We start from the raw sequence: 24,996 nt of genomic DNA, 5'->3' as shown, positions 1-24,996 counted from the left end.
CCGACGGCCATGACCGAAACACGACCGTTGGCCCTGGTGACCGGAGCGTCGAGCGGAATCGGCCTGGAACTCGCCCAACTGTTCGGCCGGGACGGCTACGACCTCATCCTGGTGGCCCACTCCGATGCGCTCGACGACGCCACCCGCACACTCGCCGCCACCGGCGCCGCCACGATTCCGGTGCGCGCCGACCTACGGACCGCGGCCGGCGTGGAGGAGGTGTGCGCCGCCGTGACCGCCACCGGCCGGCCGCTGGCCGCCGCGGCGCTCAACGCCGGCACCGGACAGGGTGGCTTGTTCGTCGACACCGGCCTCGACGACCAGCTCGAGGTGGTGGACGTCAACGTGCGCTCGACCGTGCACCTGGCCAAGTACGTTCTCGACGGTATGACCGAGCGCGGCGCCGGCCGCGTGCTGATCACCTCGTCGGTGGTCTCGGAGATACCGGGGCCGTATCAGGTGGTCTACAACGCCTCCAAGTCGTTCCTGCAGTCGTTCTCCGAGGGACTGCACGAGGAACTGCGCGGGACGGGGGTCACCGTAACCGCGCTGATGCCGGGCGCGACCGACACTCCGTTCTTCCGCAAGGCCGAGATGGCGGACGCGCCGATCGCTCGCGGCCCGAAGGACGATCCGGCGAAGGTCGCGCGCAAGGGATACGAGGCGATGCGCGCGGGCAAGCGGAAGGTGGTGGCCAGTTCGCCCATGTCCAAGACCATGGCGGTCACGGCGGCGGTGATGCCGGATTCGGTGAAGGCCTTCCTCCACCGCTTCATGGCCAAGCCGGCGTCCGCGCCTCGGTAGGCCGTGCCGATCGAGGCGGTCTCGATCGGGGTCGCCGCGAGGCAGATCACGGCACGGTAGTCGCGGGCGAGCATCGCGATGCCGCGCCACTCCCCGTCAGCTGGCGGGGCCGTACCCGAACGCGCGCACCTCCTGCGCGCAGCGGCACGCGACCGCGAGCTTCGCAGCCCATTCCAGTACGGCCTCACGGGAAGGCAACTCCAGGACCGCGTAGCCGCCTCCGATCTACGTCGTCTGCGGGTACGTGCCCTCGGTCACCGTGCCGTCCCCGTCGACCAGGACCGGCGGAACGCTCTCGTCGATTCCCCCGCCGAACACCCAGACGCCGGCCTCCTTCGCCTCCCCCACCACGGCGTGCGCAGCATCCGACACTGCCTGCATTTCCTCGTCGGGAACGACCATGGCGCCACTCGGGAACGAGATCGGGTACTTCGTCATCGCGTCGGCTCCTACTTCCCGGGATCGGACCCATCCTCGCCGATGCGGGCACGCTGCGTACGAGACTCGCTCGCCCGCCCCCGTCGTGGCAGGTGTCAGAGATGGGGCAGCGCCCAACTGAGGAACACCACGCCCGCGAGGATTCCGAAGATGCCGGTGAGCATGCCGACGAGCGCATCGAGAGACTTCGCTTCGTCGGTGAACACGGTGGGCCGCCGGGTGGCGGCGATGCCGGTCCCGACGGCGGCAGCACCGAGCAGAATGCCGAAGCCGAACGTCCAGAAGGTCACGATCGAGAGGGCGCCGAGCATCAGGGCCAGATCTGCGCCCTTGTCCCCGACTGTCTCACGCAGCCTCGACAGTGCAGGGAAGCCGAGACGGGCACGGTGCGGTCCGGAGCGGAAGGGAGTCTGCAGGACGGACATGGTCTTTCGAATCCTCGTCGGAGATGGCGGAACGGAATGCAGCAACCGGAAGAGGAGCCGTACGGAACCTTCTGCAGGGCAAGAATTCCGAGATCCGTGACGGCACGGTGACCGACACTCGGCGCGAGGGGACGGATACGGCGCACGACATCTCGTCTCGACCTCACCCCTCGGTCCGGCTGCTACGCAGCAAAGATTAGCACTCGCCGACGGCGAGTGCTAACGCTGCCGACTCCGCTCGCTCGGGTCACCGATCCGGCTCCGCGCCAGTACAGTTCCTTCATGCGCTCGGGGAGGACGGCGAAGGTGTGGGCGGCGGCCCTGGTGACCCTTGCCGCGACATTCGGCACCACCGGCACCGCCACCGCCGATCCGGATCCGGGCGCGCGGGTCACCACCGACGGCACGGCGCTGCGGCTCGACGGGCAGCCCTGGTGGCCGACCGGCTTCAACGCCTACCAGCTGGGCACGAACTGGGCGGTGAACTGGGGCTGCGGCGCCATGGTCGATCTGGATGCCTACTTCGGTGCCCTGCCACCACATTCACTCACTCGCTTCAACGCGTTCCAGGCTCTGGCCATCGACCGGTTCACCGGCGAACTCGATTTCGGCCCGCTCGACGCCGTGTTCGCCGCGGCCGAGGCCCACGGCCAACTCGTGATCCCGGTCCTCGCCGCCCAGGACGGCGCGTGCGAGGACGAAGTGTTCAAGGACCGGCAGTGGTATCTGGACGGATGGACGGAACCGGTCGCTCACGAGCGCGCGGTCCTGAGCTTCCGGGACTGGGTGACCACGGCGGTGACGCGATGGAAGGACTCCCCTGCACTGGCCGCATGGGAACTCGTCGGCGAACCCGAGACCAGCGTGTGCACCGACGCCGCCTGCTCGTGGTGGCTGCGGCAGTGCCCTTCGGACGCGGCAGCCGTCCTGCGCGGGTTCTTCGACGTGGCGGGAGCACAGGTTCGCACCCTCGATCCGCGCACCCTGATCACCGCGGGGTTCACCGGCGGCGGGCAGTGCGGTACCCAGGGCGACGAGTATGCGACGGTCGGCTCGTCGCCGTGGGTGGACGTCGTCCAGTACCACGACTACGGCGCCGACGCGGTCCCGCTTCCGGGTGACCAGTGGAACGGTCTGGCACGCCGCATCGCCCAGGCCCAGCAGATCGGCAAACCACTCCTGGTCGCGGAGATCGGCGAGCTGGCGGGCTGGTGCGGCGACACGGCCGATCGCGCCGAGCACATCGCCACGAAGATCGCGGGACAGAAGGCAGCCGGCACCGCCGGGGCACTCATCTGGGCGTTCGTGCCCGACCCCCGGCCGGACTCCTGCACGTACGACGTCGGTCCCGACGACGAATTGTGGGGCGTGATCGAACAGTTCGGAACTACCGGGAACGCCGCCGGGTCGACCCCGGCCACCGGCTGACCGGCCACCGCGCGACAGCACCCCGTACGGCCGGCCGGTGTTCCCGGCCCACCGGCATGGTTTGGCATCGCCCCGGCCCGGGTAAAGGAGGGCGATCACGGCCCGGCGTCGCCCTCACCGGCACCCGCCGGAAGGTGACACCGACAGGTATTCGCGGCCAGCACAGGAGGGGTCATGACACTCGACTACGACACCCGCAAAGAGCTCGACACGGACGAGCTGACCACCCCCACGCTCCCGGCGGTGACCGAGACCGTGGAACCCGACGACAGCGACATCGCCGAGTTCTTCGAACTCCCCGGCGCCGACCTGTCCGGTGAGGAGCTCACCGCCCCGGTCGTACCCCGGCGCAGCGACGAGTTCGTCTGCGACAGCTGCTTCCTCGTCCACCACCACAGTCGGCTCGCACTGTCCGACGACGACGCGACGCGCTGCCGGGACTGCAGCTGACGGATCTCGGCCGAAAGAACGGAACGAGAACGTTTTTCCGTCGAGGTGTAATCCTCGACCGTCCGGGGTAACAGTAGTCGTGACCACGCCGGCAACGGCGGGTGAAGACCGGAGGGGATCGGAAAGGTCCCTGAGCGAAGGGAAGTGGAGCGTGCTCGGACTCGGAATCATCGGGTGGATCATCATCGGCGGCCTCGCCGGCTGGATCGGCAGCAAGATCATGAAGACCGACGAGCAGCAGGGCATCCTGCTGAACATCGTCGTGGGTGTCATCGGCGGTCTGCTCGGTGGCTTCCTGCTCAAGCTCTTCGGCGTCGACGTCGCAGGCGGCGGACTGATCTTCAGCTTCCTCACCTGTCTCCTCGGTGCGGTGATCCTGCTGTTCGTGGTCAAGGCCGTCACCGGTCGCCGTCCGGTCACCCGCCGGTAATCTCGCAGTTCAGTCACCACGCGCGAAGCGGCCTCCCGTCGTCCCCGTTCCGGGACACGGGGGGCCGCTTCGCTGCGCGAGCCGGATCCGCACTGGGCGTGTCGTGGTGTCGCACGCTGCGAAAAGAGGACTTTTCCGGCATGCTGACCGGGTGGATGGCGCGTGCGGTGTAGCGCAGGGGTCACCCGGAACCGCGGCCGAGCGACGAGAGGGACACCGATGGACGACACCGCAGCAACGAAGGCACGCTCCGCTTCCGGGAGCCGCACCCCCCAGGAGACCCACGAGCTGTCCCAGGAGGATCTGGCCGCCGTCGTCGAGGCACTGACCGGGCGGCCGGCAGGCGTGCCGGAGCCCACCCAGGCCCCGAAGCGACGCCGGTCGCCCCGGAAGAAGACCTGAATCGCCGGCCGACGAGCCCGCCGCTCCGGGCCGTGCGGCTCACTTCTTCTTCGCGGCCGCCTTCGAGGCCTTCTTGAACTCCCGGACCTCCTGCAGGGTCTGCGCATCGACGACGTCGGCGATGGACCGCCGCGACCCGTCCTCGCCGTACTCCCCTGCGGCTTCCCGCCACCCCGCGGGCTGCACTCCGATCTGCTTTCCCAGCAGGGCGAGGAAGATTCGGGCCTTCTGGTCGCCGTAGCCGGGCAGTGCCTTCAGGCGCTTCAGCACCTCCCGGCCGTCGGGGTCGCCGCTCGTCCACAGGGCCGCCGCGTCGCCGTCGTAGCGGTCCGCGATCTCGGCGCACAGTGCCTGGATCCGTTCGGCCATCGATCCGGGGAACCGGTGCACGGCCGGAGGCCCGGCGCAGATCGCGGCGAACTCGTCCGGATCGGCCTCGGCGATACGGTGCACGTCCAGACCGCCGAGGCGGTCGGCGAGCTTCTTCGGTCCCGCGAATGCGGTCTCCATCGGCACCTGCTGATCGAGGAGCATCCCGATGAGCAGGGCGAGCGGGTCGGCGGCGAGCAACGCATCGGCGTCGGCATCACCTACGAGATTCAACGTCGGTGCCATGCTCACGATCCTCGCATCCACGGGGAGTCCGGCGGGTGAACCGCGCGCCGATCAGCCGCCCAGCGCGAACGCCACCAGGAATCCGAGGGCCGTGGAGATACCGACCCACCAGCCGCCCTCCCGGTATGCCTCCGGCATCAACGAGTCGGAGACGACCGCAATCGTCGCGCCGCCGGCGAAGGCCTGGACGAGGGCGATGCCGGCGGGGGGCAGCGAGTCGGCATACGCCGTCGCGAGCACCACCACGAGCACCAGCAGCGTCGCCGTGGTGCTCCAGATGAGCACGGCCTTCCGCCGATCGAAGTTCGAGCGCATCGACGCGGCACCGGCCACGGCCTCCGGCACGTTGCCGACCGCGACGGCCACCAGCAGCACCAGTCCACCGCCACCGGTGCCGGCGAGCGTCACCCCCAAAGCGGCGTTCTCCGGGATCCCGTCGAGCAACGCCCCGAGCATCAGCGCCCACCCCAGGGCAGCGGCGCCGAGCCTGCGCTCGATCAGCCGATCGGCGACGACGTACACCGAGGCCCCGAGCAGCAGCGCACCGCCGGCGGACCACAGGCCCTGGTCCGCGAAGGCGGGCGCGAACAGTTCGGTGGATACCGCGGCGACCATGGCGCCTGCACCGAAGGCCATCAGAGCCGCGAGCAACGGGCGGGGCAGGTCGTACCGGAGCCCGACCAGGGCACCGGCGAACAGGGGTACCGCAGTACCCAGTCCGTACCACAAAGCTGTCAGCACCGTGCCACCCTACGGCAGTGCGCGCCACCCGCCCGACCGGCACCGACGAGTGAGTACTTCACGAAATCTGTTGGTCGTCAATGGATATTCGACCATCCAGAGGCGTGGGCCCTACGGGGGTGAACTCGCCCCGGGCCCGGAGGTCATTCCGCCTCCCCCGCGGCGACGCCCACGCGGTCCTGCCACGTGGCCTGTGCACCGGAGTCGCCCACCCGGTACACCTGAACCGTCGCACCGACCCCGACGAGGATCGCGACGAGAACCGTGACCACGGTCAGAAACCGCATTCGCCCGGCCGACATCGACCGACGCGAGCCCGATACGTGCAGGGCCACGACCAGCATCACCGCGACGAACAGCGCGGCGGCGACGAACGGCATGGTGTCACCGAGCTCGGTATGGGTGTGCAGCAGTGCGGTGCGATCGACCTGATCCTCCAGAGACTCACCGGCCTCGGTGGTCAGCGGGGTCAGGACGAGTAGTGCGGTGGCCAGCACCGCGATGGGCCATACGAGCCGGATCCGGGCAGCGGGCCACAGGGCGGAGAGCACGACTCCGACCGCCACGAGCGGCACCAACACTACGATGGCGTGCACGAGAAGTATGTGCGCCGGAAGTCCGTTGATCTGGGACATGCTGCTCCTCGGGAGAGGGATGACCGGTCATCTACTACTTTCTCGATAGTAGTAAGCCCTCCTGAGAGGAGCCTGAAACCGATGGCACGGCGCCTACGCGGCACCCTGGAGCAGGAGATCGTCGACATCCTCGCCGACACGAACGAGCCGCTCACCGTGGCAAGGGTGAACGAACTGCTGCCGGGAGCACTCGCCCACACCACAGTGATGACGACGCTGGCCCGCATGCACGACAAAGGGATCGTCGACCGGACACCGTCCGGACGAGGTTACGCGTATCGGCTCGCCGCCCCGATCGAGACTCTCCCGGCTGCTCGGGCCGCCCGGGACATGCACCGACTCCTCGACAAGTACGGCCGCCGGGCGGACGTGCTGGCTCGGTTCGTCGATGAATTGACACCCGACGACGAGCAGACGTTGCTGAGATTGCTCGGAGGCGCGGACGGCGAGCCGGACGGGAGGAGCGAACCGTGATACTGCCGGTCGTCCTCGCTCAACTCGCGATAGGAGCAGCGTTCGGCGTCGGTGCCGAGCGGATCGCGGCCCAGGCACGCCCGGCGACGGCGGTCCGGCTCCTCCCGATTCTCTCCGCGCTCTGTGCTCTGGCGTTGCTCTCGTCGGCAACTGCCGTGGCTCTGACGCTCGTCCGGTTCCGGTCCGGTCCGGCGTCCGTCGCAGTCGCGTCGATCCTCCTCGCGGCCACGCTGTGGGCCGCCGCCGCAGGCCTACGGCACCTCTGGCACGTCGGGAAGAACCTTCGCGCCGCAACCCGGTTCTGCCGAGACCTCGCCCGGCCGGACGGCTACCTCCTCGTCCGGAGCCCGATCGCCGACGCGTACTCTGTCCCCGGCCGAGGGGGCGGGATCGTCCTGACGACGGCCATGAAGTCGGCTCTCACCGAGGGTGAACTGGGCGTGTTGCTGGCACACGAGCGCGCGCACCTGAGGCACCACCATTCCCGCTGGATCCAGATCGCCGAGACGGCGGCCGTCCTCCATCCGCTGCTGCTACCGGTTCCCGACGTCGTCCGCAGGGCCGCGGAGCGGTGGGCCGACGAGGAGGCCGCCACCGGCGGTCGTCGCACGGCCGCTCAGGCCGTCGCCGCCGCAGCCGTCGCGAGAAGCCGTTCCCTCGAAGGTCATTCGTCCACCACCCTCTCCGTGGCGGGCGGCGACGTCGTCGAACGCGTGCGCGCGCTGGTCGATCCACCGAAGCTTCCGTGGGCTCGCACGATTGTCGCGATGCTGCTCGTGGCGATCGCGCTGGTGTCGTTCTCGGCTCTGCGGACCACGGACGTGGTCCAGGATGTGCTCGTCCCGGAACACGAGACGCCTCACCTCGTTCTGCAGCGGTAACGGAGCGGACGACGCCGGTCGTCCATCCCTCACCGATCTGCGGCATCCGCCTGCACGACGAACCGTTCGCGATACCTCTGCTCCGCTTCCCGCAGCACCCTCGGACTGAGCCGCGCGTGCGGCTGGATGTCGATCACCAACGGTTCCTGGTCAGGTCCGCGTCCGACCATCGTTCCCTTGAGCAACCACAGAAAGCACCCGGCGGCCGCGTCCCGCGTGGCGTACCTGTGGAGCCGCCGTGCCACCCAGTCCTCGACGGGTCGGCGCCACCACGGCTCCGGCGCGATGGGGAGGACAGCCCAACCCGGCAGGGTGACGTTGCCTTCGACATCGCGCGTGGGGCCGTCCGCGGCGTCTGCCGCCGGACCCGGGGAAAAGCGCAGATAGATGAGCGGATCGCCGGCGACGAGTGCAGCGAGCTGATCGAGGCTCGCGATCACCTGCATGTCGTCCGGATCCGGATACATCTCCTCACGTGGCCTCATCGACGACCCCGGTCGGTCGGCCGACCGCAGGTCCCGTCAGCGAGGAGCCGGCGACCTGCGCAGGAAATCTGCACCGGTACTCCGGGTTCTGCATCCTGGCGATGGTGACTCCCTCCGTCGACGGGTCCCTTCGCGGACGCTGTCCGGATACCCGCTGCCCTGCGCGCTGTTCCCGGTTCGTAGGCGATCGTGTCCTCCGATCAGTGTGCCCGGGCAGGGTCCGACGGGGCGAATGCCGATTCCAGTGCGTCGGCGATCCGTCGGTGCCCGATCTGATTGGGGTGGTCGCCGTCGTCGGTGAGCAACGCCGTGGGATCCACGTCCCCCGCGGGACCTTTGAAGGCCGTGAGCAGATCCACGTAGACGGCTCCTCGATCCCGGGCCACGGCCGCGACGACGTCGTCGGCACGCCCGGTGAGCACTGCACTGTCGCCGACGAATTGCGGCCCGTAGAGCCGGCGGGCCACGTCTCCGTCGGGGAAGACGTTCCAGTAGCCCGTCACGAGCACTGTGGACCGGCCCTCGGTGAGCTCCGAGATCCGATCGAGCACAGCCGTGAGAGTGTCCTCGAGAGCGGAGAGGGAGATGGCGAAACATGCGAGCCCGTCGTCGCCACCGCACTCCCCGTCCAGATAGGTGTCGAGCACGGCGTAGAAGTCGTTGGCGCCGATCGTGACGGTGACGACATCGGCGGCACTGGTCAGGGTGGCCTCGGGACGACCGTCGGTGAGCGCGTCGAGCAGGTCCGTGCTGGTCCACCCGCCGACACCGAGATTGGTGACCTCGACGGCCGTCCCGTCGCCGCCGTTCGACAGATGCTCCCCGAAGAGGTCGACGAACGAGGCGCACTCGTCGCAATTGATCGCTGCCGGGATGGAGTCCCCGAGACCGACGAGCAGCGCGGGCGGAGCCGACGCGGCCACCGACGGACGAACGGCCGGCACCGGCTCCGGCGTCGTGCCCGGAGCGTCGACCGAACCGCAGGCAGCCACGACGAGAACGCCCGCCGTCGCCGCCACGAGCGACCGGCACGCTCGTCTTGTCGCCCAGTCCACGAGTCCAGGGTAATGACCGGTCGCGACGTCGAGGGCGCTGCCTCCGGCCGAATGCGGACGCCGCCTCCGGCCGAATGTGACATGCGTTCGATGTGTCCGAACGGATGTGACATTCGGCCGAGGACGTCGGGACGTCCGGATCGTGACGGCAAGGGTGCCCCGGCGGAGGTCGCCGCCGACCAGAGTTGTCCACCGCTTGTCCACAGGGTTGTCCACAGGTGGTGGATACGCTCGGCCCCGGCCGTCGTGTGACAGCCGGGGCCGAGGGACAGGACTACTCGCCGACTACTTCCCGAGGGCCTTCTCGGTCGCCGCGAGCAACACGCACGTCGCCACGCCGTCCATGGCGGTGGCGAGTTCGTCCAGCGACGGGAAGCTCGGGGCGAGCCGGATGTTCTTGTCGTCGGGGTCGTTCTTGTACGGAAACGCCGAGCCCGCCGCCGTCAGCGCGATCCCCGCGTTCTTCGCGAGGGAGATGACCCGCTTGGCGGTGCCCTCCACCACGTCGAGACTGATGAAGTAGCCGCCCTTCGGCTCGGTCCAGGACGCCACCTTCGACGACCCGAGCCGGTCCTCGAGGATCTTCAGCACGAGCGCGAACTTCGGCGCGAGCAGGTCGCGGTGCTTGGCCATGTGTGCCCGCACCCCGTCGGCGTCGCCGAAGAAGCGCAGGTGACGCAGCTGGTTAACCTTGTCCGGGCCGATGGTCTTGATGCCGAGGAACTTCTCGTACCACGCCAGGTTCTCGGCCGAGCTGCCGAAGAAGCTGACGCCGGCGCCGGCGAAGGTGATCTTGGATGTCGAGGCGAGGACGAACACGCGGTTCGGATGACCGGCCTCGGCCGCCATGCTCAGGATGTCCAGGGCGGGGGCCGCTTCCTCGACCAGGGGATGCACGGCATACGCGTTGTCCCAGAAGATCCGGAAGTCCGGCGCGGCGGTCGGCATCGACGCCAGCTCGCGGGCGACGCGCTCGGAGTACACGGCACCGGTCGGATTCGAGTAGGTGGGAACCGCCCACATGCCCTTGATCTGCGGGTCCGAGCCGACGAGCGCAGCGACCTTCGCCATGTCCGGTCCGTCGTCGCGCATGGGCACCGGAATCATCTCGATCCCGTACGACTCGGTGATCGCGAAGTGCCGGTCGTAGCCGGGCGCGGGGCACAGGAACCTGACGACGGGCTCCTGGGACCACGGGCGCGGCGAATCCACCGTGCCGTGCAGCAGCGACGCGACGATCAGGTCGTGCATGATCTCGAGACTGGCGTTGTTGCCGGCGATCAGGTTCTCGGTGGGGATGTTCAGGAGCTCACCGAAGATGGCGCGCAGTTCGGGCAGTCCGCGCAGGCCGCCGTAGTTGCGGCAGTCGGTACCGGACGCGTCGCGGTAGTCGTCGGCCCCGGGCAGCGACAGCAACTCCGCGGAGAGGTCGAGCTGCTCGGGGGACGGCTTGCCGCGAGTCAGGTCCAGCGTCAGCTTCTCGGCTTCGAGTCGCGCGTAGTTGTGGGACTGGCGCTCGTGCTCTGCGACGAGTTCCTCATGGCTCATCAACCCAATCTGGGTTTGGGTAGGCATGCGGAAGGACCTTTCACCGCGCCCAACGGCACGGGCATCGGCATCGGAAGCTAGGGGACCCCGCGCACCCGGCAGAGCCCGTTGACCCTTGCTGCCTTCCGGCCCTGGGGGAGTTCACAGGATGCGCGCCGCGCGGGATCCATCGGCCAGTGTAGACACACATCGCCTGCGACCGTGAATCGACCCTGTTGCGCCCCTCCGAAACCCGCGGCGACCTCCCCGTTTGGCATCTACCAGGTCGTATTCGGTATGCTTCCCCACGGAGGATTCGCCTAGTGGCCTATGGCGCTCGCCTGGAACGCGGGTTGGGTTAACGCCCTCAGGGGTTCAAATCCCCTATCCTCCGCCACGGCAACGGCCCGTGATCAGTGGAAACACCGATCACGGGCCGTTGTCCGTTCGAGGGGCACACGGTTCGTCGGGCACACAGCCGCGCCGTCCGTAGTCGTCCGCTGCCGCAATTCGCTGATTGCCAGGGTGGTCGTGAGACACCTCGGGGACGGCGTGGGGAAGCGGAGTGACGATGATCGACATCGAGATCGGCCGGACCCCGACCGGGAAGCGGTCGTTCCCGCTGGCCTTTCGGATCGAGTTCTTGCGTCGGTGGGACGCGTGCGTCGAACGCGGGGCCCGGACACGGTTGCTGCGCGAGCACGCGCTGGCCGAGAGCACGGTGCGTCGCTGGACCGACGCCCGGGACCGGGGAGAATGGACGACGTCGATGGTGGCGGCCGCGGAGAAACCGGGGAGACGGATGGACAGTCGTGATCGCGCCGAGCTGGCTCGGCTGCGCACCGAGAACGAGGCGTTGCGCCGCCAGGTCGAGCAGGCCGAGGCGGCGCAGGAGATCCTGGGAAAAGCCTTCGAGCTCTTGGAGCAGGTGACCAAGAGCTCGACCCCGCCCAGCCCGATCCCCCCGGCGTTGATGAGCGCGGACGAGTACGCGCAGTGGCTGACCAGGCACAAGCTGTCCTGACCGCGACGGTCACCGTGCTGCACCGAAGCGCGGCAATGCCGGTGACCCGGGCGTGCGCCCTGGTCGGGGTGCCGCGGTCGAGCTACTACCGGCTCAGCCGTGGCTACACGCACTACCGGCCGGTGCCGGACCCGATCCCGCAGGCCCGCCGGCGGCGTTGAGCGGGGCCGAACGCGCCGCGATCGTCGAGGTGTTGAGCGCCGACGACCATGCGGATCTGTCGGTGGTGCAAACGTATTGGCGGGTCTTCGACGCCGGGACGGTGGCGTGCAGTCAGCGCACGTTCTACCGGGTCGCCGCGGCGGCGCACCTGGTCGGGGACCGGCGCCGCCGCCGGGGCGGCGTCGGGCCGGCGCGTAGGCGGCCGGTGGTGCGTGCCGACGCCGTCGGGCAGCTGTGGTCCTGGGACCTGACCGAGCTGCGCGGACCCCGCACCCAGGACCGGTATCTGCTGTATCTGGTGATCGACGTGTTCTCCCGCTACCCGGTGGCATGGTGCCTCGAGCACCGCGAGAGCGCGCAGCGGGCCGTGGAGTTGTTCACCACCGCGATCACCCGGCACGGTGCCCCGACGGTGCTGCACGCCGACAACGGCGCCTCGATGCGGTCGACGGTGCTGCTCGACGCGCTCGAGGCCGCAGGGGTGCTCGCGTCGTTCTCCCGGCCGCGGGTCAGCGACGACAACCCGTTCTCCGAGGCGCTGTTCAAGACCGTCAAGTACGACCTGTCCTGCCCGGCACGATTCGACTCGATCGACCATGCCCGGCAGTGGACCGCGCAGTTCCTGCACCGCTACGCCACCGAGCACCGACACAGCGGCCTGGGCCGGCACACCCCGGCGTCGGTGCACCACGGCACCGCCGCCGAGGTCCAGGCGCACCGTCAGCGCATGCTCGACCGATGCTGGGCCACGCACCCCGAGCGGTTCCACCGCCGTCCCACGGCACCGGCCCTGCCCGGACCCACCGGAATCAACATCCACCTGTCTCAGACAGGTTGACAACTACCGAATTGCGGGTGCGGACGGCTGAACGAGGCGCGGCTGTCTACACCAGCTCACTCGCAGGCGACGCCGTCGCCGTCGCCGTCCATCTTCTCGCTGTACCCGGGCTGACCGGCGTACAGCGGCGCCGCGCCGGCGGCCCGCGCCTCGGCGCAGTTGCGGTACGCCACGGCAGGGGCCGGAGCCGGCTCCGGAGCTACCGACGGGACCGGTTCCGGGGCTACCGACGGGACCGGTTCCGGCACCGCGGTCGCGGCAGGCGCGGGTTCGGGGGCGGCGGCACCGCATCCGGTGAGGACCCGGACCATCGCGTCGTGCTCGGCCTGGGTCACCCACAACCGGTAGAGGGCCTTGACCTCGATCTGGCGCGCGACGTACGTGCACCGGTACGACCGGTTCGGCGGCAGCCAGGTCGCGGCGTCGCCGTCGCCCTTCTGCTGATTGGCAGCACCGTCGACGGCCTGCAGGTTGCGGGGATCGTTGGCGAAGTTCGCGCGGGTCTGCTCGTCGAGCTGCTGGGCACCCTTCTGCCACGCGTCCGACAGAGCGACGACATGATCGATCTGCACGTCGGCGGAGGTGTCCTGGCCGCGACGGAAGTCGATGGTCGTGCCGGTGTAGGCGTCGTGGAGGGTGCCGAAGAGGACGACGCAGTCCCGGGTGGCGGTCTTGTAGGTGATGTCGACCAGGTCGCGCCGCAGGATGTCGTTGCGGGTGTCGCAGCCGTTGTGGCCGCCGTCGACGTCGACGTCGTCGCTCCACGCCGGTCCGAAGAGCTCACGGTCGTAGCCGGTCTTGGGCGCTCGGCCCTTGATCGGCAGGGTCGCGAGCGTGGCCAGCGCCGACGTGGCGGACGCGTCCGCAGGGATGTGGGTCGGCGAGGCCGCAGGAGCCGGTGCCGGGGTGGTCGTCACCGTCGGGGTCGCGGCGACGGTGGGCGCGTGGGACCGGGTGCCGGTGTCCGTCGCCGTGGCGCATCCGGTCAGCAGCAGGGCGGCCGCAGCGAGTCCGGCGCTCCACCCCGGTGTGCGGTGATTCGGGGACGGCCGGGACGGTGAGGCGAACACGCTGGGTACTCCTGGGGGGCGGGATGCGGCACGGCAGCACCCTCCGCGGGGGGACGAAAGGGTGTCTCCGGGAGGTCGCACCGGGCATCCCTTTCGTTACCAGAGGTAAAAGCACGGATTGATTACGATTCGTCCGTGGTCGGATACGGCAGACAACTCACGGCCCTCGCCGTCGCGCTGTCGGGCCTCGCCGGGTTCGTCGACGCCCTCGGGTTCATCACCCTCGGCGGCGTGTTCGTGTCGTTCATGAGCGGGAACTCCACCCGGCTGAGCGTCGGCCTGGCCGAGGGCGCCTGGGGTCCCGCCGCACTCACCGCCGGTGTCATCGGACTCTTCCTCGTCGGCGTCGTCCTCGGTGGGGTGGTCGCGCAACTGTCCGACCGCAGCCGTCGCGCCCGCAAGACCGCCGTACTCGCCGCGGTCTCCGCACTCCTGCTGCTCGGTGCGCTCGCCCACACCGCGGGCTGGACGCCCGTCGCGGTGGTGGCGATGACCCTCGCCATGGGTGTGGAGAACTCGGTGTTCCAGCGCGACGGTGAGGTGAGCGTGGCCCTGACGTACATGACCGGGGCGCTCGTCAAGATCGGGCAGCGGCTCGCGGCCGCGATGTTCGGCGGCCCCCGCTGGACCTGGCTGCCGTACCTGGGCCTGTGGCTGGGACTGGTGACCGGCGCCGTCGGCGGCGCCGCGGCGCATCGGATGCTCGGACTGCACGCCCTGTGGATCGCCGCCGCGGCCGCCGTCGCACTCACCCTCGCGGTGCGGCACCTGCCCTACCGGCCGTAGCGGAAGCCGGTTCCCCACGCGGGCAGCGATTGTCGGTGCCGGCGCCTACGCTCGTGGGCCATGAGGTGGTATGTGCCGAGCACTCCCAGCGCGGACCTCGCCGAGCACCTGGTGTGCGTGTGGTCGGCGGTCTCCGACGGGCAGACCCATCTCCTCGTCCCGGACGGATGCGTCGACGTCCTGTGGATCGCCGGCGTCGGCATCCGCGTGTGCGGCCCGGAGACGTCCGCGTGGTCGTTCACGCTGCCGGCCGGTGTCGTCTCCGCCGGCGTGCGGTTCCGCCCGGGTCTCGCCTCGTTCGCGCTGCGCGCGTCGGTCGCGCAACTTCGCGACACCCGCGTCGGCTTGGACGACCTGCTCGGTTCGGCCGGAGCCAGACCGCTCGCCGACCGGCTCGACAATGCCCGGACCGCCGCCGAACGGCTCGAGGTGTTCCAGTCCGCGGTGCGGCGCTGGCTCGCGCAGGACCTCGCCCCCGACCCGCTGATCGGGCACCTGCGGCAGGCGCTTTCCGGGCACTCGTGGAGCGTGGGGGCGCTCGCCGAGACCGCCGCGCTCACCGAACGTCAGCTGCAGCGCCGCTGCAACGAGGCGTTCGGGTACGGCCCGGCCACGTTGCGATCGATCCTGCGCCTGCAACGGTTTATGGCCCTGGCCGACGCCGGACCCGCGCGCGGACTGGCCGAGCTCGCCGCGGCCGCCGGCTACAGCGACCAGTCGCACCTGAACCGGGAGACGCGCAGGATCTCCTCCCTCACGCCCACCGCCCTGCTCGCCGGGGAGGCGCCGCGGTGGCACGGCACCGGCTCGGCCCTCGATGTCCGAAGTATCCAATCCCGCGGCGACCGGGCAACGGCAGAATCTGCCGCATGACCGAGACCCTCTCCCCCGCCCGTCACTACCGCGACCTCGCGGCGAAGTTCACCGCACGTGTCGAGGCCGTGCCCGCCGACCGATGGGATCACCCGTCGCCCTGCGAGGGCTGGACCGCCCGCGACGTGCTGCGGCACGTCGTGGACACACAGCGGCAGATCGTCACCGTCGTCGGCCTGGAACTGCCCGCCGGACCGTCGCCGGACACCGACCCGTCCGGAGCGTGGACCACCACCCGCGACGGCATGCAGGCGATCCTCGACGATCCGCGGCGCGCCGGACTCGAGTACGACGGCCACTTCGGCCGCACCACCCTCGCCGCGACCGTCGCGCGGTTCTACAACTTCGACCTCGTGGTGCACGCCTGGGACCTCGCCCGCGCCGCGGGTCTGGACGACACCGTCGACGCCGAGGACCTCGACTTCGTGGAGGCGACGGCGCGGGCCCTGGGTGACTCGATCCGGATGGAAGGGGTCTGCGGACCGGCGGTCGAGGTGCCGGCGGACGCCGACCGGCAGACGCGGGTGCTCGCACACCTGGGGCGTCGCGCCTGAGCGGCGGTAGCCTCGGGGCATGCGCGCTCCGGGCTGGTGGCTTCCGGTGTCGCTGCTGGCCGTGGCCACCCTCCTGTCCGGCCCCGCCGAGGTCACCCCGCCCGTGCCCGTCACGTCCGTCGGCATCCCGGCGACGGGACTGACCACCGACGTCCCGGCGACGTCCGCGACGATGTACGCAGGCGTGACCGATTCCGCCGACCCGCCGCTCCCGCGCGCCGTCGGCGAGCGCGGCGCACCGGCGTCCGTCGGCAACGAGTTCGACGAATACCCCTATGTCCGCTACGAACTCGAATTTCCCGCCGGAACCGAGGCGGTGAATATCCGGTGGCAGGGCCGCAGCGTCAACCTCGACGACCTCGCCCTGCACGTGCGCACCGGCCGTTCGTGGGGCGAGCCGCGGGCCGTCGCCCGGCCCGAGGTGCCCGGCGGGCCGATCGTGCTCGAGGCGCGGGTCACCGACGTCGCCGCTCTTCTGGAGATCATGGTGATCGACGCGCCCCGTCACGACCGGAGCTTCCGCGACGCCACGCCGGACCAGGCGTTCGCCGACCCGGCGGACTACGACTTCGCGATCCAGCACCTCACCGACACCCAGTACCTCGCCCGCGACGACGCCGCCGTCTTCCGGGACATGACCACGTGGACGGCGCAGCAGGCCCGCGCCCGGAAGATCGCCTACGCCGTGCACACCGGGGACCTGATCCAGTCGTGGATCCGGCCGGGCGCCCCGGACACCCGCGCCCGCACGGAGTTCGAGGTCGCGTCGGAGGCGATGGGAATCCTCGAGGCGGCCGGCGTGCCCTACGGTGTCCTGCCCGGCAACCACGACAACCTGTGGAACGTCGCCGGCCGGCTCGTGCCGGGCGAGCACGAACGCAACCATGCGCTGTACAACGAGTACTTCGGGCCGCAGCGATTCCGGGACCGGCCGCAGTGGGGCGACTCGGTGACCGACGCCGACAATTCGGCGCACTACGACCTGTTCGAGATCGCCGGCACCCCGTTCCTCGTCCTCTACCTCGGCTACAACCCGCCGGAGCACGTGCTGAACTGGGCCGAGGAGGTGCTGGCCCGCCATCCCGACCGCAACACGATCGTCGCCGCGCACTACTACCTCGACGAGGACGGCCGTCTCCGAATGAGTGGATTCGGCGACATCGGCGGCAGTTCGGGCCAGCAGATCTGGAACCGGCTCGTCGTGCCGCACGAGTCGGTGTTCATGGTGCTGTCCGGGCACGTCGACGGGCAGACGACCGTGACCGACCGCCCGATCCCCGGCAGCGACCGGCGCGTGGTCGAGATGCTCGCCGACTACCAGTACTTCCTGGTCGACGGCCGGCGCGCGACGGGATTCCAGCGGTTGCTGCAGTTCGATCTCGACGGCGGCACGGTCGCCGTCACCACCCACTCGCCCGCGCTCGACAGTTTCCGGGCGGAGGATCACGACCCGCGCCGCCGCTACACCCCCGAGGACGGCGATTTCGTGGTGGACGTGCAGTTGCGTGCCGGCATGCCCCGCGCGGTGATACCCGGATGATCACCGATCACCCTGCAGCAGAGACACGTTCGGCAGACGCCGTTCGTTCCCGTTGAGGGCCTCCCCGAGTGCGTCGGCGGTGCGGTCTGCCGTTCGCAGCGATCGCGTCACCCCGGGCGGCGGCCGCACCCGGGGTCCCCGGCGGACGAGCCGACCGGTTCGTCGTGCTGCACCCGGACGGGTCCGGGGAGTTCCCGCTGCCGGGGGAATGCGGGATAATCAGCGACATCCGATCCTCCGGAGGTTCCCGTGCGACTGAGCAACATTCCGCTCCGGCTGGCCACCGGCGCCTTCATCCTCAATTCCGGGCTCGGCAAGCGTGATCTCCCGCCCGAGGCCGCGGCAGGGCTGCAGGACATGGCGAGCAAGGCGCTCCCCCGGCTCGGGAAGATGCGGCCGGAGACGTTCGGCCAGACCCTGTCGGCCGCCGAGATCGGCGTCGGCGCCCTGCTGCTGGCCCCCTTCGTCTCCCCGGTGGTCGCCGGTTCCGCGCTGACGGCGTTCAGTTCGGGCCTGCTCGCGATGTACTGGAAGATGCCCGGCATGCACGAGGGCGGGTCCTTCCGCCCGACCCAGCAGGGCACGCCGATCGCCAAGGACGTCTGGCTCCTCGGGGCGGGCCTGTCCTTGATCATCGGCGGGATGTCCAGATAAGGGCGCCGTCGCTGGTTCGACACGACGCGCCGTGGGTACCGCGGAAACATGAACTCACGACGCACAACCTTGATGGCAGGCGTGTCCCTGACCGCACTCGTCGTGGCCGGGTGCGGTGGCGGTGATTCCTCGACGGACGACCAGGCCACCGTCGAGCCGCCCCCCACGTCGGAGACGACGACCACCGGCATGCCCACGGCACTGCCCGGCACGGACGGGATGGCCTTCCAGCTGCCCGGCGAGGGCGGTGACGACGACAAGGCATTCACCTACGACGAAGTCGCCGTCCCGGTGGGTTCGACGGTGACCGTCGAATCCGAGGAGGAGGGTGGCCGTACGACGGTCACGCTCGAGGCGAGCGGGCTGGCACCCACCCGTGACTTCGGCGTGCACGTCCATACGCAGCCGTGCGGGCCGCAGCCGTCGGACGCGGGTCCGCACTATCAGAACGACGTGGACCCGGCGGCCACCCCGCAGTCCCCGTCGACGGACCCCGCCTTCGCCAATCCCGGGAACGAGGTCTGGCTCGACATCACCACCGACGGCAACGGCAACGCTCAGGCGTCGACGACGGTCGACTGGGAGTTCCGCGACGGCGAGGCGAACTCCGTGGTGCTCCACGCCGAGCGCACCAAGACCGGCCCCGGGGAAGCCGGCATGGCCGGTGCTCGTCTGGCGTGCATCGACGAGGACTTCTGACCGGGGTCCGAGCACGAAAGGTGGACCGGACACATCGGGCAGGTGTCGCGCGGTGCCCCATACCGGCGTATGGAGATACCTGCAGGTACGGTGCATCCATGCGCGCGCGTCCCTATGCCACCACCAGCCCCACGCGTCTCGCCGCTGCCCTGCTCGAGGTCGCGGCACGGATCGGGCTCGACGGCGCCAGCGTGCGCGAAGTGGCCAGCCATGCGGGTGTATCGATCGGCGCCGTCCAGCACCATTTCCCCACCAAGGACGAGATGCTCGCCTACTCGTTCCGTTCGCTCGCCGAGCGGGTGCTGACACGGTTGAGCACCGTCGACCCGGACATCGATCCGGCGCGCACCCTGTTCGCGGCGCTGAGCCAGTTGCTGCCGCTCGACGAGCAGCGCAGCGCCGAGGCACACGTGATGGCGGCGTTCACCGTGCGCGCCGCGACGTCGCCCTCGTTGAGCAGGATCCGGCACACGACGTTGTTCACGATGCGCACCGCGGTGTCCGCCGTCCTGATCCGGATGGGCACCGCGGAGGCCGAGACCCGGGCGGCTCTGCTGCTGGCCGCGGTCAACGGTCTGGCTCTCGACGCGATCGCCAGTCCGGAACTGTATCCGCCGGAGTATCTGACCCACGCGCTGCACACCCAGATCCAGTTGTCCCTCGACGGCGCCGACGCCCACTGACTGCCTTCCACAATGCTTGTGACCGAATGTCACATCGCGTCGATCCGATCGACGCGATGTGACATTCGGCCACACAGGCACGGGGGTGGGTCAGCGCGCGGTCCAGCCGCCGTCCATCGTGTAGGACGCGCCGGTGACCATGCCGGCGTCGTCCGAGGCCAGCCACGTGACGAGGGAGGCCACCTCCTCGGGTTCGACGAGCCGCTTGATCGCGGGTTCGGTGAGCAGCACGTCGGCGAGCACGCGTTCCTCGTCGATGCCGTGCAGCCGGGCCTGGTCACCGATCTGCTTCTCTACCAGCGGGGTTCGCACGTAACCCGGGTTGACGCAGTTGCTGGTGACGCCGTGCGGCCCGCCCTCGAGGGCCGTGACCTTCGACAGTCCTTCGAGGCCGTGCTTGGCGCTGACGTACGCCGACTTGAAGGCCGACGCCCGCAGGCCGTGCACCGACGACACGTTGACGATGCGCCCGAAGCCGCGCTCGTACATGTGCGGCAGGGCCGCCTTCACGAGCAGGAACGGCGCTTCCACCATGAGCGTCTGGATGCGGCGGAAGTCGGTGAGCGCGAACTCCTCGATCGGCCGGACGACCTGGATACCGGCGTTGTTGACGAGGACGTCCACCTCGAGCCGGAGGCCGTCGAGCTGGTCGGTGTCGAGCAGGTCCACCCCCCACGCCTGTCCCCCGATGTCGTGGGCGAGGGTCTTGGCGGCCACCTCGTCGACGTCGGCGACGGTGACGTGCACGCCGCGGGCGGCGAGCTTCCGGGCACAGGCGGCACCGATGCCGCTCGCTCCGCCGGTGACCAGTGCGGTGCGGGCACTCATGCGGGCACCGCCGTCTTCTCGGCGTCGACGGCCCGCACGTCCGCGGCGTCGACGTCGCGCAGGCTGAGCCCCTTGGTCTCCCGGGCGGCGACGACGGCGATGATCGTCACCACCGAGGCCACGGCCAGGTAGATCGCGATGGGCACGGCACTGCCGTAGCGACTGAGCAGTGCGGTCGCGATGATCGGCGCGAGCGAGCCGGCGACGATGGAGGTCACCTGGTAGCCGAGCGAGACGCCCGCGTAGCGCATCCGGGTCGGGAACATCTCGGCCATGATCGCAGGCTGGCCGGCGTACATGAACGCGTGGAACACCAGGCCGATGACGATGGCGGACATGACCAGGGCGTTGTGACCGCTGTCCATCATGGGGAAGGCGAAGAAGCCCCAGGTGCCGGCCGTGACGGCTCCGACCATGTACACGGGGCGGCGGCCGAAGGTGTCGGACAGGCGCCCGATGACGGGGATGATCGCGAAGTGCACGGCGTGCGCGGCGAGCATCCACCACAGGATGGTGGCGGTGTCCGCACCGACGACCACCTTGAGGTACGTGATCGAGAAGGTGACCACGAGGTAGTACATGACGTTCTCGGCGAAGCGCAGGCCCATGGCGGTGAACACACCGCGCGGGTAACGCTTGACGACCTCGACGACGCTGTACGAGCTGGACTTCAGCTGCTCGGCCTCACGCTGAGCCTCGAGGAAGATCGGTGCGTCGGTGACCTTGGTGCGGATGTAGTAGCCGACCAGGACGATGACCGCCGACAGCCAGAACGCGATGCGCCAGCCCCACGAGAGGAACGCCGCGTCGGACAGCGTGGTGGTCAGGATCAGCAGCACGACGGTGGCGACAAGGTTGCCCATCGGAACACCGGCCTGCGGCCACGATGCCCAGAAGCCGCGGGAACGGTCCGGGCTGTGCTCGGCGACGAGCAGCACCGCGCCGCCCCACTCGCCACCCACGGCGAAGCCCTGCACGAAGCGCAGCGTGACGAGCAGCGCGGGCGCCCAGTAACCGATGGCGCCGAAGGTGGGCAGGCAGCCCATGAGGAAGGTGGCGACGCCGACGAGCACGAGGCTGGTCTGCAGCAGCTTCTTGCGGCCGAACTTGTCGCCGAAGTGCCCGAACACCACGCCGCCGAGGGGCCGTGCGACGAAGCCGACGGCGTAGGTGACGAACGCCGCGATGATGGCGTCGAGTTCGTTGCCGTTGTCGGGGAAGAAGACCTTGGAGAACACCAGGGTGGCGGCGGTGCCGTACAGGAAGAATTCGTACCACTCGACGACGGTGCCGGCCATCGAGGCGCCGACGACCTTGCGCAGACCCGAGGTGGGGGTCTCGTCCGGTGCGCGGCCACCGGGCCGTGACTGTTCGACACTCATGGGTTCGTCCTCCTCGGTTCGACTGTGACGGGCAACACTTCTGAAGGCATGTGCCGAGTATCGATGCGCAGATCTGCATGCACAATGACGCGATCCGCAGAGCGGATCTGCAAGAATGCACACATGAGCGCGCCGTCGGCCGATGACCTGCTGGTTCTGCTGGCGGTCGGCCGTACCGGCCGCTTCACGACCGCCGCCGACGACCTCGGCGTCAACCACACCACCATCGCCCGTCGGATCGCGGCGCTGGAGAAGAGCCTCGGCGGGCGCGTGCTGGCCCGCGCGTCCGGCGGCTGGGAACTCACCGAGCTCGGCCGCTCGGCACTCGCCGCGGCCGAGCGGATCGAGGCCGCAGTGGCCGGACTGGCCGGTCCCGACGGGGACCGCGGCCTCGAGGGTGTCGTGCGGGTCTCGGCCACCGACGGCTTCAGCGCCTACATCGCGGCGCCGGCCGGCGCGCTGGTGCGGCGACGGCACCCGGGCGTCGCGGTGGAGATCGTCGCGGCCACCCGTCGCGCGTCGCAGCAGCGGTCCGGACTCGACCTCGAGGTGGTGGTGGGACGCCCCCAGGTGCACCGCGCCGAGGCGCACCGGCTGGCCGACTACACCCTCGGCCTGTACGCGGCGCGGGCCTACGTCGACGAGCACGGCGCTCCCACGACGGTGCGCGAGCTGGGCCGTCACCCGCTGGTGTACTTCATCGACTCGATGCTGCAGGTCGACGACCTGGACCTGGCCCGTCGCATCGCCCCGGACATGCACGAGTCGGTGAGTTCGACCAACGTGTTCGTCCACGTCGAGGCAACTCGCGCCGCAGCCGGGCTCGGGTTGCTGCCGTGCTTCATGGCCGACCGGCACGCCGACCTGGTACGGATCCTCCCCGGGGAGGTGGAGGCGCGGCTGAACTACTGGATGGTGGCGCGATCGGAGACGCTGCGCCGGCCGGAGGTCGCCGCCGTCGTCGCGGCGATCCGCGAGACCGTGCACGCCCAGCGTTCCGTCCTGCTCGGCCGCCCCGCCGCGTGACCCACCCGCCGTGCACGTGGCCGAATGTGACATCGCAGTCGATAGTCTGACCAGATGTCACATTCGGCCGGGGACGCGCGCGCAGGGGCCGGCCGGTTCGCCCCGAGCCCGTCGGGCGACCTGCACCTGGGGAACCTGCGCACGGCGGTCCTCGCGTGGCTGTTCGCCCGGAGCACCGGGCGCCGGTTTCTGATCCGCGTCGAGGATCTGGACCGCGTCCGGCCGGGCGCACAGGAACGCCAGCTCGCCGATCTCACCGCACTGGGCCTGGACTGGGACGACGAGGTCGTCCACCAGTCGCTGCGGTTGCCGCTCTACGACGCCGCGATCGCCCGTCTCACCCGGGCGGGCCTGACCTACGAGTGCTTCTGCACCAGACGCGAGATCCAGCACGCGGCGTCTGCGCCGCACGCCCCGCAGGGGGCCTATCCGGGCACGTGCCGCACGCTCACCGAGGCCGAGCGGGCCGCGAAACGCGCATCCGGACGGCCGGCCGCGATCCGCCTGCGATCCGGCGCCGCCACCTTCACCGTGCACGACGTGGTGCACGGCGACTTCGCGGGTGTGGTCGACGACCTGGTGCTGCGCCGCGGCGACGGGATTCCCGCCTACAACCTGGCCGTCGTCGTCGACGACGCGGCCCAGGGCATCGACCAGGTGGTCCGCGGCGACGACCTGCTGAGCTCCGCTCCGCGACAGGCCTACCTCGCGGCGCTGCTGGGGCTTCCGGTGCCGACGTACGCGCACGTGCCGCTGGCGCTCAACGTGCACGGCAAGCGCCTCGCCAAACGCGACGGCGCGGTGACGCTCACCGACCAGGCGGCGCTGGGCCACACCGCGGCCGACGTACTGGGCCGGATCGCGGTCTCGCTCGACCTGGCGGACAAGGACGAGCCCGTCACGTTGGAGCTGCTGCTCGGGCGCTGGGATCCGGCCCGGCTCCCGCGGGAGCCGTGGGTGTACGACGGCAGCTGGTGACACCGCCCGCGCGACCGGTGTCGGTCCGTTTCGTGCCGCTCGTCCGGCTCGCGGAAGTTCCGGTGATCGTGCAATTCGGGCGCGCCGGACGTAGTGTGCGCAGTCGACAACGCGATTGGCTCCACCCTCCCCTCGAGAAGGATCCGATGACGACCGGCGGATACGACCCCAGCAAAGAGCCCGACAACCAGGGCGGCGCACCCAACCCTCCGCAGGGCGGCTACCCGCCGCCTCCCGGGAACTACCCCCCGCCCGGGAACTACCCGCCCCCGCAGGGCAACTACCCGCCTCCCGGCAACTATCCCCCGCCCGGGAACTACCCGCCCCCGCAGGGCAACTACCCACCTCCGCAGGGCAACTATCCGCCTGCCGGCGGCTACCCGCCCCCGCCGGGGAACTACCCGCCCCAGGGCGGCTACCCACCCCCGCCGGGCAACTACCCCTCGGGCAGTAGCCAGTACGGGGGCTTCGGTGGCCCCACGCAGCTCAACGTCGGCGAGGCCATCAGCTACGGCTGGAAGAAGTTCAGCCAGAACGCGGGCGTCTGGATCGCGTTCGTCGTCGCGGCGGCGTTGATCCAGTTCGTGATCAATGTGATCTTCGGCGGCTTCGACACGAACGAGCTGTCGGCGCTCAGCATCATCGGCGCGATCGTCAGCGTGTTCGTCAGCATCCTGATCCAGGCTGCCTACGTGCGCGGCGCGCTGCACGAAACCGACGGCAACCGTCCGTCGTTCGGGTCCTTCTTCCAGTTCGAGAACATCGGCGCCGTGGTGGTCGCGAGCCTGCTCGTCTCGCTCATGACCGTGGTCGGCTTCATCCTGCTGATCATCCCCGGCTTCATCGTGATCTTCCTGACCTGGTGGACGCTGCAGTTCGTCATCGACCGGAACCAGCCGCCGGTGGACGCGATCAAGTCCAGCTTCCGTGCCATCTCGTCCAACGTGGGACCGCTGCTGCTGCTGGCGCTCGCTCTCGTCGGCATCAACATCCTCGGCGCGATCCCGTGCGGGCTGGGCCTGCTCGTCACCGTCCCGCTCACGATCATCGCTTCCACCTACGCCTACCGGGTGACCACCGGGCGCGGCGTCGCGCCCTGACGGGTACGG

General features: G+C 70.0%; 30 protein-coding genes, 1 tRNA gene, 1 other RNA gene and 1 pseudogene. 21 read left to right on the top strand and 12 right to left on the bottom strand.

The window, feature by feature from the left end:
* The first annotated feature begins 9 nt into the window (after positions 1–9).
* Positions 10–804 (top strand): SDR family NAD(P)-dependent oxidoreductase, encoded by a 795-nt coding sequence (locus tag ACM26Y_RS01990; protein WP_003936866.1) that lies wholly within the window; start codon positions 10–12, stop codon positions 802–804.
* A gap of 96 nt (positions 805–900) precedes the next feature.
* On the opposite strand, the pseudogene ACM26Y_RS01985 reads toward ACM26Y_RS01990, so the two are convergent.
* Both ACM26Y_RS01985 and ACM26Y_RS01980 read right to left on the bottom strand, forming a co-directional pair.
* A pseudogene (locus ACM26Y_RS01985) lies at positions 901–1,242 on the bottom strand (YciI family protein).
* A gap of 95 nt (positions 1,243–1,337) precedes the next feature.
* The gene (locus ACM26Y_RS01980) at positions 1,338–1,667 is read right to left on the bottom strand and encodes a hypothetical protein (RefSeq protein ID WP_054372959.1); all 330 of its coding nucleotides are present in this window, start codon (positions 1,665–1,667) and stop codon (positions 1,338–1,340) included.
* Between the two features lie 306 nt (positions 1,668–1,973).
* Between ACM26Y_RS01980 and ACM26Y_RS01975 the strand changes: the two genes are divergently transcribed.
* The 4 genes from ACM26Y_RS01975 to ACM26Y_RS01960 all read left to right on the top strand — a co-directional run bounded on the left by ACM26Y_RS01975 (position 1,974) and on the right by ACM26Y_RS01960 (position 4,377).
* The gene (locus ACM26Y_RS01975) at positions 1,974–3,095 is read left to right on the top strand and encodes a beta-mannosidase (protein ID WP_416063598.1); all 1,122 of its coding nucleotides are present in this window, start codon (positions 1,974–1,976) and stop codon (positions 3,093–3,095) included.
* 174 nt (positions 3,096–3,269) lie between these two features.
* Positions 3,270–3,545, top strand: coding sequence for a DUF4193 family protein (locus ACM26Y_RS01970; RefSeq protein ID WP_416062514.1), 276 nt, complete (start codon positions 3,270–3,272; stop codon positions 3,543–3,545).
* A gap of 151 nt (positions 3,546–3,696) precedes the next feature.
* Positions 3,697–3,975: a GlsB/YeaQ/YmgE family stress response membrane protein gene (locus ACM26Y_RS01965; protein WP_003936871.1), complete on the top strand. Its 279-nt coding sequence runs from the start codon at positions 3,697–3,699 to the stop codon at positions 3,973–3,975.
* Between the two features lie 219 nt (positions 3,976–4,194).
* Entirely contained in the window at positions 4,195–4,377 is a 183-nt protein-coding gene (locus ACM26Y_RS01960; protein WP_003936872.1) for a hypothetical protein, read from the top strand.
* Between the two features lie 39 nt (positions 4,378–4,416).
* Here the strand turns inward: ACM26Y_RS01960 and ACM26Y_RS01955 are convergent, their stop codons facing one another.
* The 3 genes from ACM26Y_RS01955 to ACM26Y_RS01945 form a co-directional block, all read right to left on the bottom strand.
* Positions 4,417–4,992: an HhH-GPD-type base excision DNA repair protein gene (locus ACM26Y_RS01955; RefSeq protein ID WP_371383669.1), complete on the bottom strand. Its 576-nt coding sequence runs from the start codon at positions 4,990–4,992 to the stop codon at positions 4,417–4,419.
* Positions 4,993–5,043: 51 nt separating this feature from the next.
* Positions 5,044–5,733 (bottom strand): ZIP family metal transporter, encoded by a 690-nt coding sequence (locus ACM26Y_RS01950; protein ID WP_140188221.1) that lies wholly within the window; start codon positions 5,731–5,733, stop codon positions 5,044–5,046.
* A 143-nt stretch (positions 5,734–5,876) separates the two neighbouring features.
* Positions 5,877–6,368, bottom strand: a complete 492-nt coding sequence (locus tag ACM26Y_RS01945; protein ID WP_416062513.1) for a DUF2231 domain-containing protein — start codon at positions 6,366–6,368, stop codon at positions 5,877–5,879.
* 81 nt (positions 6,369–6,449) lie between these two features.
* Here ACM26Y_RS01945 and ACM26Y_RS01940 point away from each other — a divergent pair, with 81 nt between their 5' ends.
* On the top strand, positions 6,450–6,842 hold the full coding sequence (locus ACM26Y_RS01940) for a BlaI/MecI/CopY family transcriptional regulator (protein WP_416062512.1): 393 nt from the start codon (positions 6,450–6,452) through the stop codon (positions 6,840–6,842).
* Entirely contained in the window at positions 6,839–7,723 is an 885-nt protein-coding gene (locus ACM26Y_RS01935) for a M56 family metallopeptidase (protein ID WP_416062511.1), read from the top strand. The genes ACM26Y_RS01940 and ACM26Y_RS01935 overlap by 4 nt, the downstream gene beginning before the upstream one ends.
* A gap of 29 nt (positions 7,724–7,752) precedes the next feature.
* On the opposite strand, the gene ACM26Y_RS01930 is transcribed toward ACM26Y_RS01935, so the two are convergent.
* The 4 genes from ACM26Y_RS01930 to ffs all read right to left on the bottom strand — a co-directional run bounded on the left by ACM26Y_RS01930 (position 7,753) and on the right by ffs (position 10,982).
* Complete coding sequence (locus ACM26Y_RS01930) at positions 7,753–8,208, bottom strand: DUF6098 family protein (RefSeq protein ID WP_416062510.1); 456 nt, start codon at positions 8,206–8,208, stop codon at positions 7,753–7,755.
* Positions 8,209–8,408: 200 nt separating this feature from the next.
* A complete protein-coding gene (locus ACM26Y_RS01925) occupies positions 8,409–9,263 on the bottom strand; it encodes an SGNH/GDSL hydrolase family protein (protein ID WP_416062509.1) in 855 nt (284 codons plus the stop codon).
* A gap of 285 nt (positions 9,264–9,548) precedes the next feature.
* Entirely contained in the window at positions 9,549–10,838 is a 1,290-nt protein-coding gene (locus ACM26Y_RS01920; RefSeq protein ID WP_416062508.1) for an aminotransferase class I/II-fold pyridoxal phosphate-dependent enzyme, read from the bottom strand.
* A gap of 49 nt (positions 10,839–10,887) precedes the next feature.
* Positions 10,888–10,982, bottom strand: an RNA gene (ffs, locus tag ACM26Y_RS01915) — signal recognition particle sRNA small type.
* Positions 10,983–11,099: 117 nt separating this feature from the next.
* Between ffs and ACM26Y_RS01910 the strand changes: the two genes are divergently transcribed.
* From ACM26Y_RS01910 to ACM26Y_RS01895, 4 genes are all read left to right on the top strand, one after another.
* Positions 11,100–11,187 (top strand) — tRNA-Ser (locus ACM26Y_RS01910).
* 174 nt (positions 11,188–11,361) lie between these two features.
* On the top strand, positions 11,362–11,814 hold the full coding sequence (locus ACM26Y_RS01905) for a hypothetical protein (protein WP_054375381.1): 453 nt from the start codon (positions 11,362–11,364) through the stop codon (positions 11,812–11,814).
* Positions 11,787–11,975: a hypothetical protein gene (locus tag ACM26Y_RS01900; RefSeq protein ID WP_416062507.1), complete on the top strand. Its 189-nt coding sequence runs from the start codon at positions 11,787–11,789 to the stop codon at positions 11,973–11,975. The genes ACM26Y_RS01905 and ACM26Y_RS01900 overlap by 28 nt, the downstream gene beginning before the upstream one ends.
* Positions 11,972–12,814 (top strand): transposase, encoded by an 843-nt coding sequence (locus ACM26Y_RS01895; RefSeq protein ID WP_416062506.1) that lies wholly within the window; start codon positions 11,972–11,974, stop codon positions 12,812–12,814. The genes ACM26Y_RS01900 and ACM26Y_RS01895 overlap by 4 nt, the downstream gene beginning before the upstream one ends.
* 56 nt (positions 12,815–12,870) lie before the next feature.
* Here the strand turns inward: ACM26Y_RS01895 and ACM26Y_RS01890 are convergent, their stop codons facing one another.
* Positions 12,871–13,884, bottom strand: coding sequence for a DUF1524 domain-containing protein (locus ACM26Y_RS01890; protein ID WP_416062505.1), 1,014 nt, complete (start codon positions 13,882–13,884; stop codon positions 12,871–12,873).
* Between the two features lie 135 nt (positions 13,885–14,019).
* On the opposite strand from ACM26Y_RS01890, the gene ACM26Y_RS01885 reads away from it, so the two are divergent.
* The 7 genes from ACM26Y_RS01885 to ACM26Y_RS01855 all read left to right on the top strand — a co-directional run bounded on the left by ACM26Y_RS01885 (position 14,020) and on the right by ACM26Y_RS01855 (position 19,673).
* A complete protein-coding gene (locus ACM26Y_RS01885; protein WP_416062504.1) occupies positions 14,020–14,670 on the top strand; it encodes a YoaK family protein in 651 nt (216 codons plus the stop codon).
* Positions 14,671–14,730: 60 nt separating this feature from the next.
* Positions 14,731–15,543, top strand: a complete 813-nt coding sequence (locus ACM26Y_RS01880) for a helix-turn-helix domain-containing protein (protein WP_416062503.1) — start codon at positions 14,731–14,733, stop codon at positions 15,541–15,543.
* Positions 15,540–16,097, top strand: coding sequence for a TIGR03086 family metal-binding protein (locus ACM26Y_RS01875; protein ID WP_054372976.1), 558 nt, complete (start codon positions 15,540–15,542; stop codon positions 16,095–16,097). The genes ACM26Y_RS01880 and ACM26Y_RS01875 overlap by 4 nt, the downstream gene beginning before the upstream one ends.
* Before the next feature lie 19 nt (positions 16,098–16,116).
* Positions 16,117–17,637 (top strand): metallophosphoesterase, encoded by a 1,521-nt coding sequence (locus ACM26Y_RS01870; RefSeq protein ID WP_416062502.1) that lies wholly within the window; start codon positions 16,117–16,119, stop codon positions 17,635–17,637.
* 249 nt (positions 17,638–17,886) lie between these two features.
* On the top strand, positions 17,887–18,291 hold the full coding sequence (locus ACM26Y_RS01865; protein ID WP_416062501.1) for a hypothetical protein: 405 nt from the start codon (positions 17,887–17,889) through the stop codon (positions 18,289–18,291).
* Between the two features lie 72 nt (positions 18,292–18,363).
* Complete coding sequence (locus ACM26Y_RS01860; protein ID WP_416062500.1) at positions 18,364–18,990, top strand: superoxide dismutase family protein; 627 nt, start codon at positions 18,364–18,366, stop codon at positions 18,988–18,990.
* Between the two features lie 98 nt (positions 18,991–19,088).
* Complete coding sequence (locus ACM26Y_RS01855) at positions 19,089–19,673, top strand: TetR/AcrR family transcriptional regulator (protein WP_416062499.1); 585 nt, start codon at positions 19,089–19,091, stop codon at positions 19,671–19,673.
* A 90-nt stretch (positions 19,674–19,763) separates the two neighbouring features.
* Here the strand turns inward: ACM26Y_RS01855 and ACM26Y_RS01850 are convergent, their stop codons facing one another.
* On the bottom strand, positions 19,764–20,501 hold the full coding sequence (locus tag ACM26Y_RS01850) for a 3-hydroxybutyrate dehydrogenase (protein WP_416062498.1): 738 nt from the start codon (positions 20,499–20,501) through the stop codon (positions 19,764–19,766).
* Entirely contained in the window at positions 20,498–21,883 is a 1,386-nt protein-coding gene (locus ACM26Y_RS01845) for an MFS transporter (protein ID WP_003936890.1), read from the bottom strand. Before ACM26Y_RS01845 ends, ACM26Y_RS01850 begins: the two co-directional genes overlap by 4 nt.
* 123 nt (positions 21,884–22,006) lie before the next feature.
* Here ACM26Y_RS01845 and ACM26Y_RS01840 point away from each other — a divergent pair, with 123 nt between their 5' ends.
* The 3 genes from ACM26Y_RS01840 to ACM26Y_RS01830 all read left to right on the top strand — a co-directional run bounded on the left by ACM26Y_RS01840 (position 22,007) and on the right by ACM26Y_RS01830 (position 24,987).
* Positions 22,007–22,909 (top strand): LysR family transcriptional regulator, encoded by a 903-nt coding sequence (locus tag ACM26Y_RS01840; RefSeq protein ID WP_416062497.1) that lies wholly within the window; start codon positions 22,007–22,009, stop codon positions 22,907–22,909.
* A gap of 54 nt (positions 22,910–22,963) precedes the next feature.
* Positions 22,964–23,887 (top strand): tRNA glutamyl-Q(34) synthetase GluQRS, encoded by a 924-nt coding sequence (gene gluQRS / locus ACM26Y_RS01835; protein WP_416062496.1) that lies wholly within the window; start codon positions 22,964–22,966, stop codon positions 23,885–23,887.
* A 146-nt stretch (positions 23,888–24,033) separates the two neighbouring features.
* Positions 24,034–24,987 carry a hypothetical protein gene (locus ACM26Y_RS01830; protein ID WP_416062495.1) on the top strand — a complete coding sequence of 318 codons (954 nt, stop codon included), beginning with the start codon at positions 24,034–24,036 and terminating at the stop codon, positions 24,985–24,987.
* The last annotated feature ends 9 nt before the right edge of the window (positions 24,988–24,996 follow it).

It is taken from the genome of Rhodococcus indonesiensis, assembly GCF_047782815.1.
Lineage (GTDB): Bacteria > Actinomycetota > Actinomycetes > Mycobacteriales > Mycobacteriaceae > Rhodococcus > Rhodococcus indonesiensis.
Note: the sequence above shows the minus strand (reverse complement) of the source record. Positions and strands in the feature narration are given on the sequence as shown.

What these genes read in the sequence shown, in the direction of transcription:
- ACM26Y_RS01845 (WP_003936890.1), bottom strand. Translation starts at nt 21,883, where the DNA reads ATGAGTGTCGAACAGTCACGGCCCGGTGGCCGCGCACCGGACGAGACC.
- ACM26Y_RS01945 (WP_416062513.1), bottom strand. Translation starts at nt 6,368, where the DNA reads ATGTCCCAGATCAACGGACTTCCGGCGCACATACTTCTCGTGCACGCC.
- ACM26Y_RS01880 (WP_416062503.1), top strand. Translation starts at nt 14,731, where the DNA reads ATGAGGTGGTATGTGCCGAGCACTCCCAGCGCGGACCTCGCCGAGCAC.
- gluQRS (WP_416062496.1), top strand. Translation starts at nt 22,964, where the DNA reads ATGTCACATTCGGCCGGGGACGCGCGCGCAGGGGCCGGCCGGTTCGCC.
- ACM26Y_RS01920 (WP_416062508.1), bottom strand. Translation starts at nt 10,838, where the DNA reads ATGCCTACCCAAACCCAGATTGGGTTGATGAGCCATGAGGAACTCGTC.
- ACM26Y_RS01850 (WP_416062498.1), bottom strand. Translation starts at nt 20,501, where the DNA reads ATGAGTGCCCGCACCGCACTGGTCACCGGCGGAGCGAGCGGCATCGGT.
- ACM26Y_RS01860 (WP_416062500.1), top strand. Translation starts at nt 18,364, where the DNA reads ATGGCAGGCGTGTCCCTGACCGCACTCGTCGTGGCCGGGTGCGGTGGC.
- ACM26Y_RS01940 (WP_416062512.1), top strand. Translation starts at nt 6,450, where the DNA reads ATGGCACGGCGCCTACGCGGCACCCTGGAGCAGGAGATCGTCGACATC.
- ACM26Y_RS01930 (WP_416062510.1), bottom strand. Translation starts at nt 8,208, where the DNA reads ATGAGGCCACGTGAGGAGATGTATCCGGATCCGGACGACATGCAGGTG.
- ACM26Y_RS01970 (WP_416062514.1), top strand. Translation starts at nt 3,270, where the DNA reads ATGACACTCGACTACGACACCCGCAAAGAGCTCGACACGGACGAGCTG.
- ACM26Y_RS01855 (WP_416062499.1), top strand. Translation starts at nt 19,089, where the DNA reads ATGCGCGCGCGTCCCTATGCCACCACCAGCCCCACGCGTCTCGCCGCT.
- ACM26Y_RS01875 (WP_054372976.1), top strand. Translation starts at nt 15,540, where the DNA reads ATGACCGAGACCCTCTCCCCCGCCCGTCACTACCGCGACCTCGCGGCG.
- ACM26Y_RS01840 (WP_416062497.1), top strand. Translation starts at nt 22,007, where the DNA reads ATGAGCGCGCCGTCGGCCGATGACCTGCTGGTTCTGCTGGCGGTCGGC.
- ACM26Y_RS01955 (WP_371383669.1), bottom strand. Translation starts at nt 4,992, where the DNA reads ATGGCACCGACGTTGAATCTCGTAGGTGATGCCGACGCCGATGCGTTG.
- ACM26Y_RS01980 (WP_054372959.1), bottom strand. Translation starts at nt 1,667, where the DNA reads ATGTCCGTCCTGCAGACTCCCTTCCGCTCCGGACCGCACCGTGCCCGT.
- ACM26Y_RS01830 (WP_416062495.1), top strand. Translation starts at nt 24,034, where the DNA reads ATGACGACCGGCGGATACGACCCCAGCAAAGAGCCCGACAACCAGGGC.
- ACM26Y_RS01990 (WP_003936866.1), top strand. Translation starts at nt 10, where the DNA reads ATGACCGAAACACGACCGTTGGCCCTGGTGACCGGAGCGTCGAGCGGA.
- ACM26Y_RS01905 (WP_054375381.1), top strand. Translation starts at nt 11,362, where the DNA reads ATGATCGACATCGAGATCGGCCGGACCCCGACCGGGAAGCGGTCGTTC.
- ACM26Y_RS01870 (WP_416062502.1), top strand. Translation starts at nt 16,117, where the DNA reads ATGCGCGCTCCGGGCTGGTGGCTTCCGGTGTCGCTGCTGGCCGTGGCC.
- ACM26Y_RS01960 (WP_003936872.1), top strand. Translation starts at nt 4,195, where the DNA reads ATGGACGACACCGCAGCAACGAAGGCACGCTCCGCTTCCGGGAGCCGC.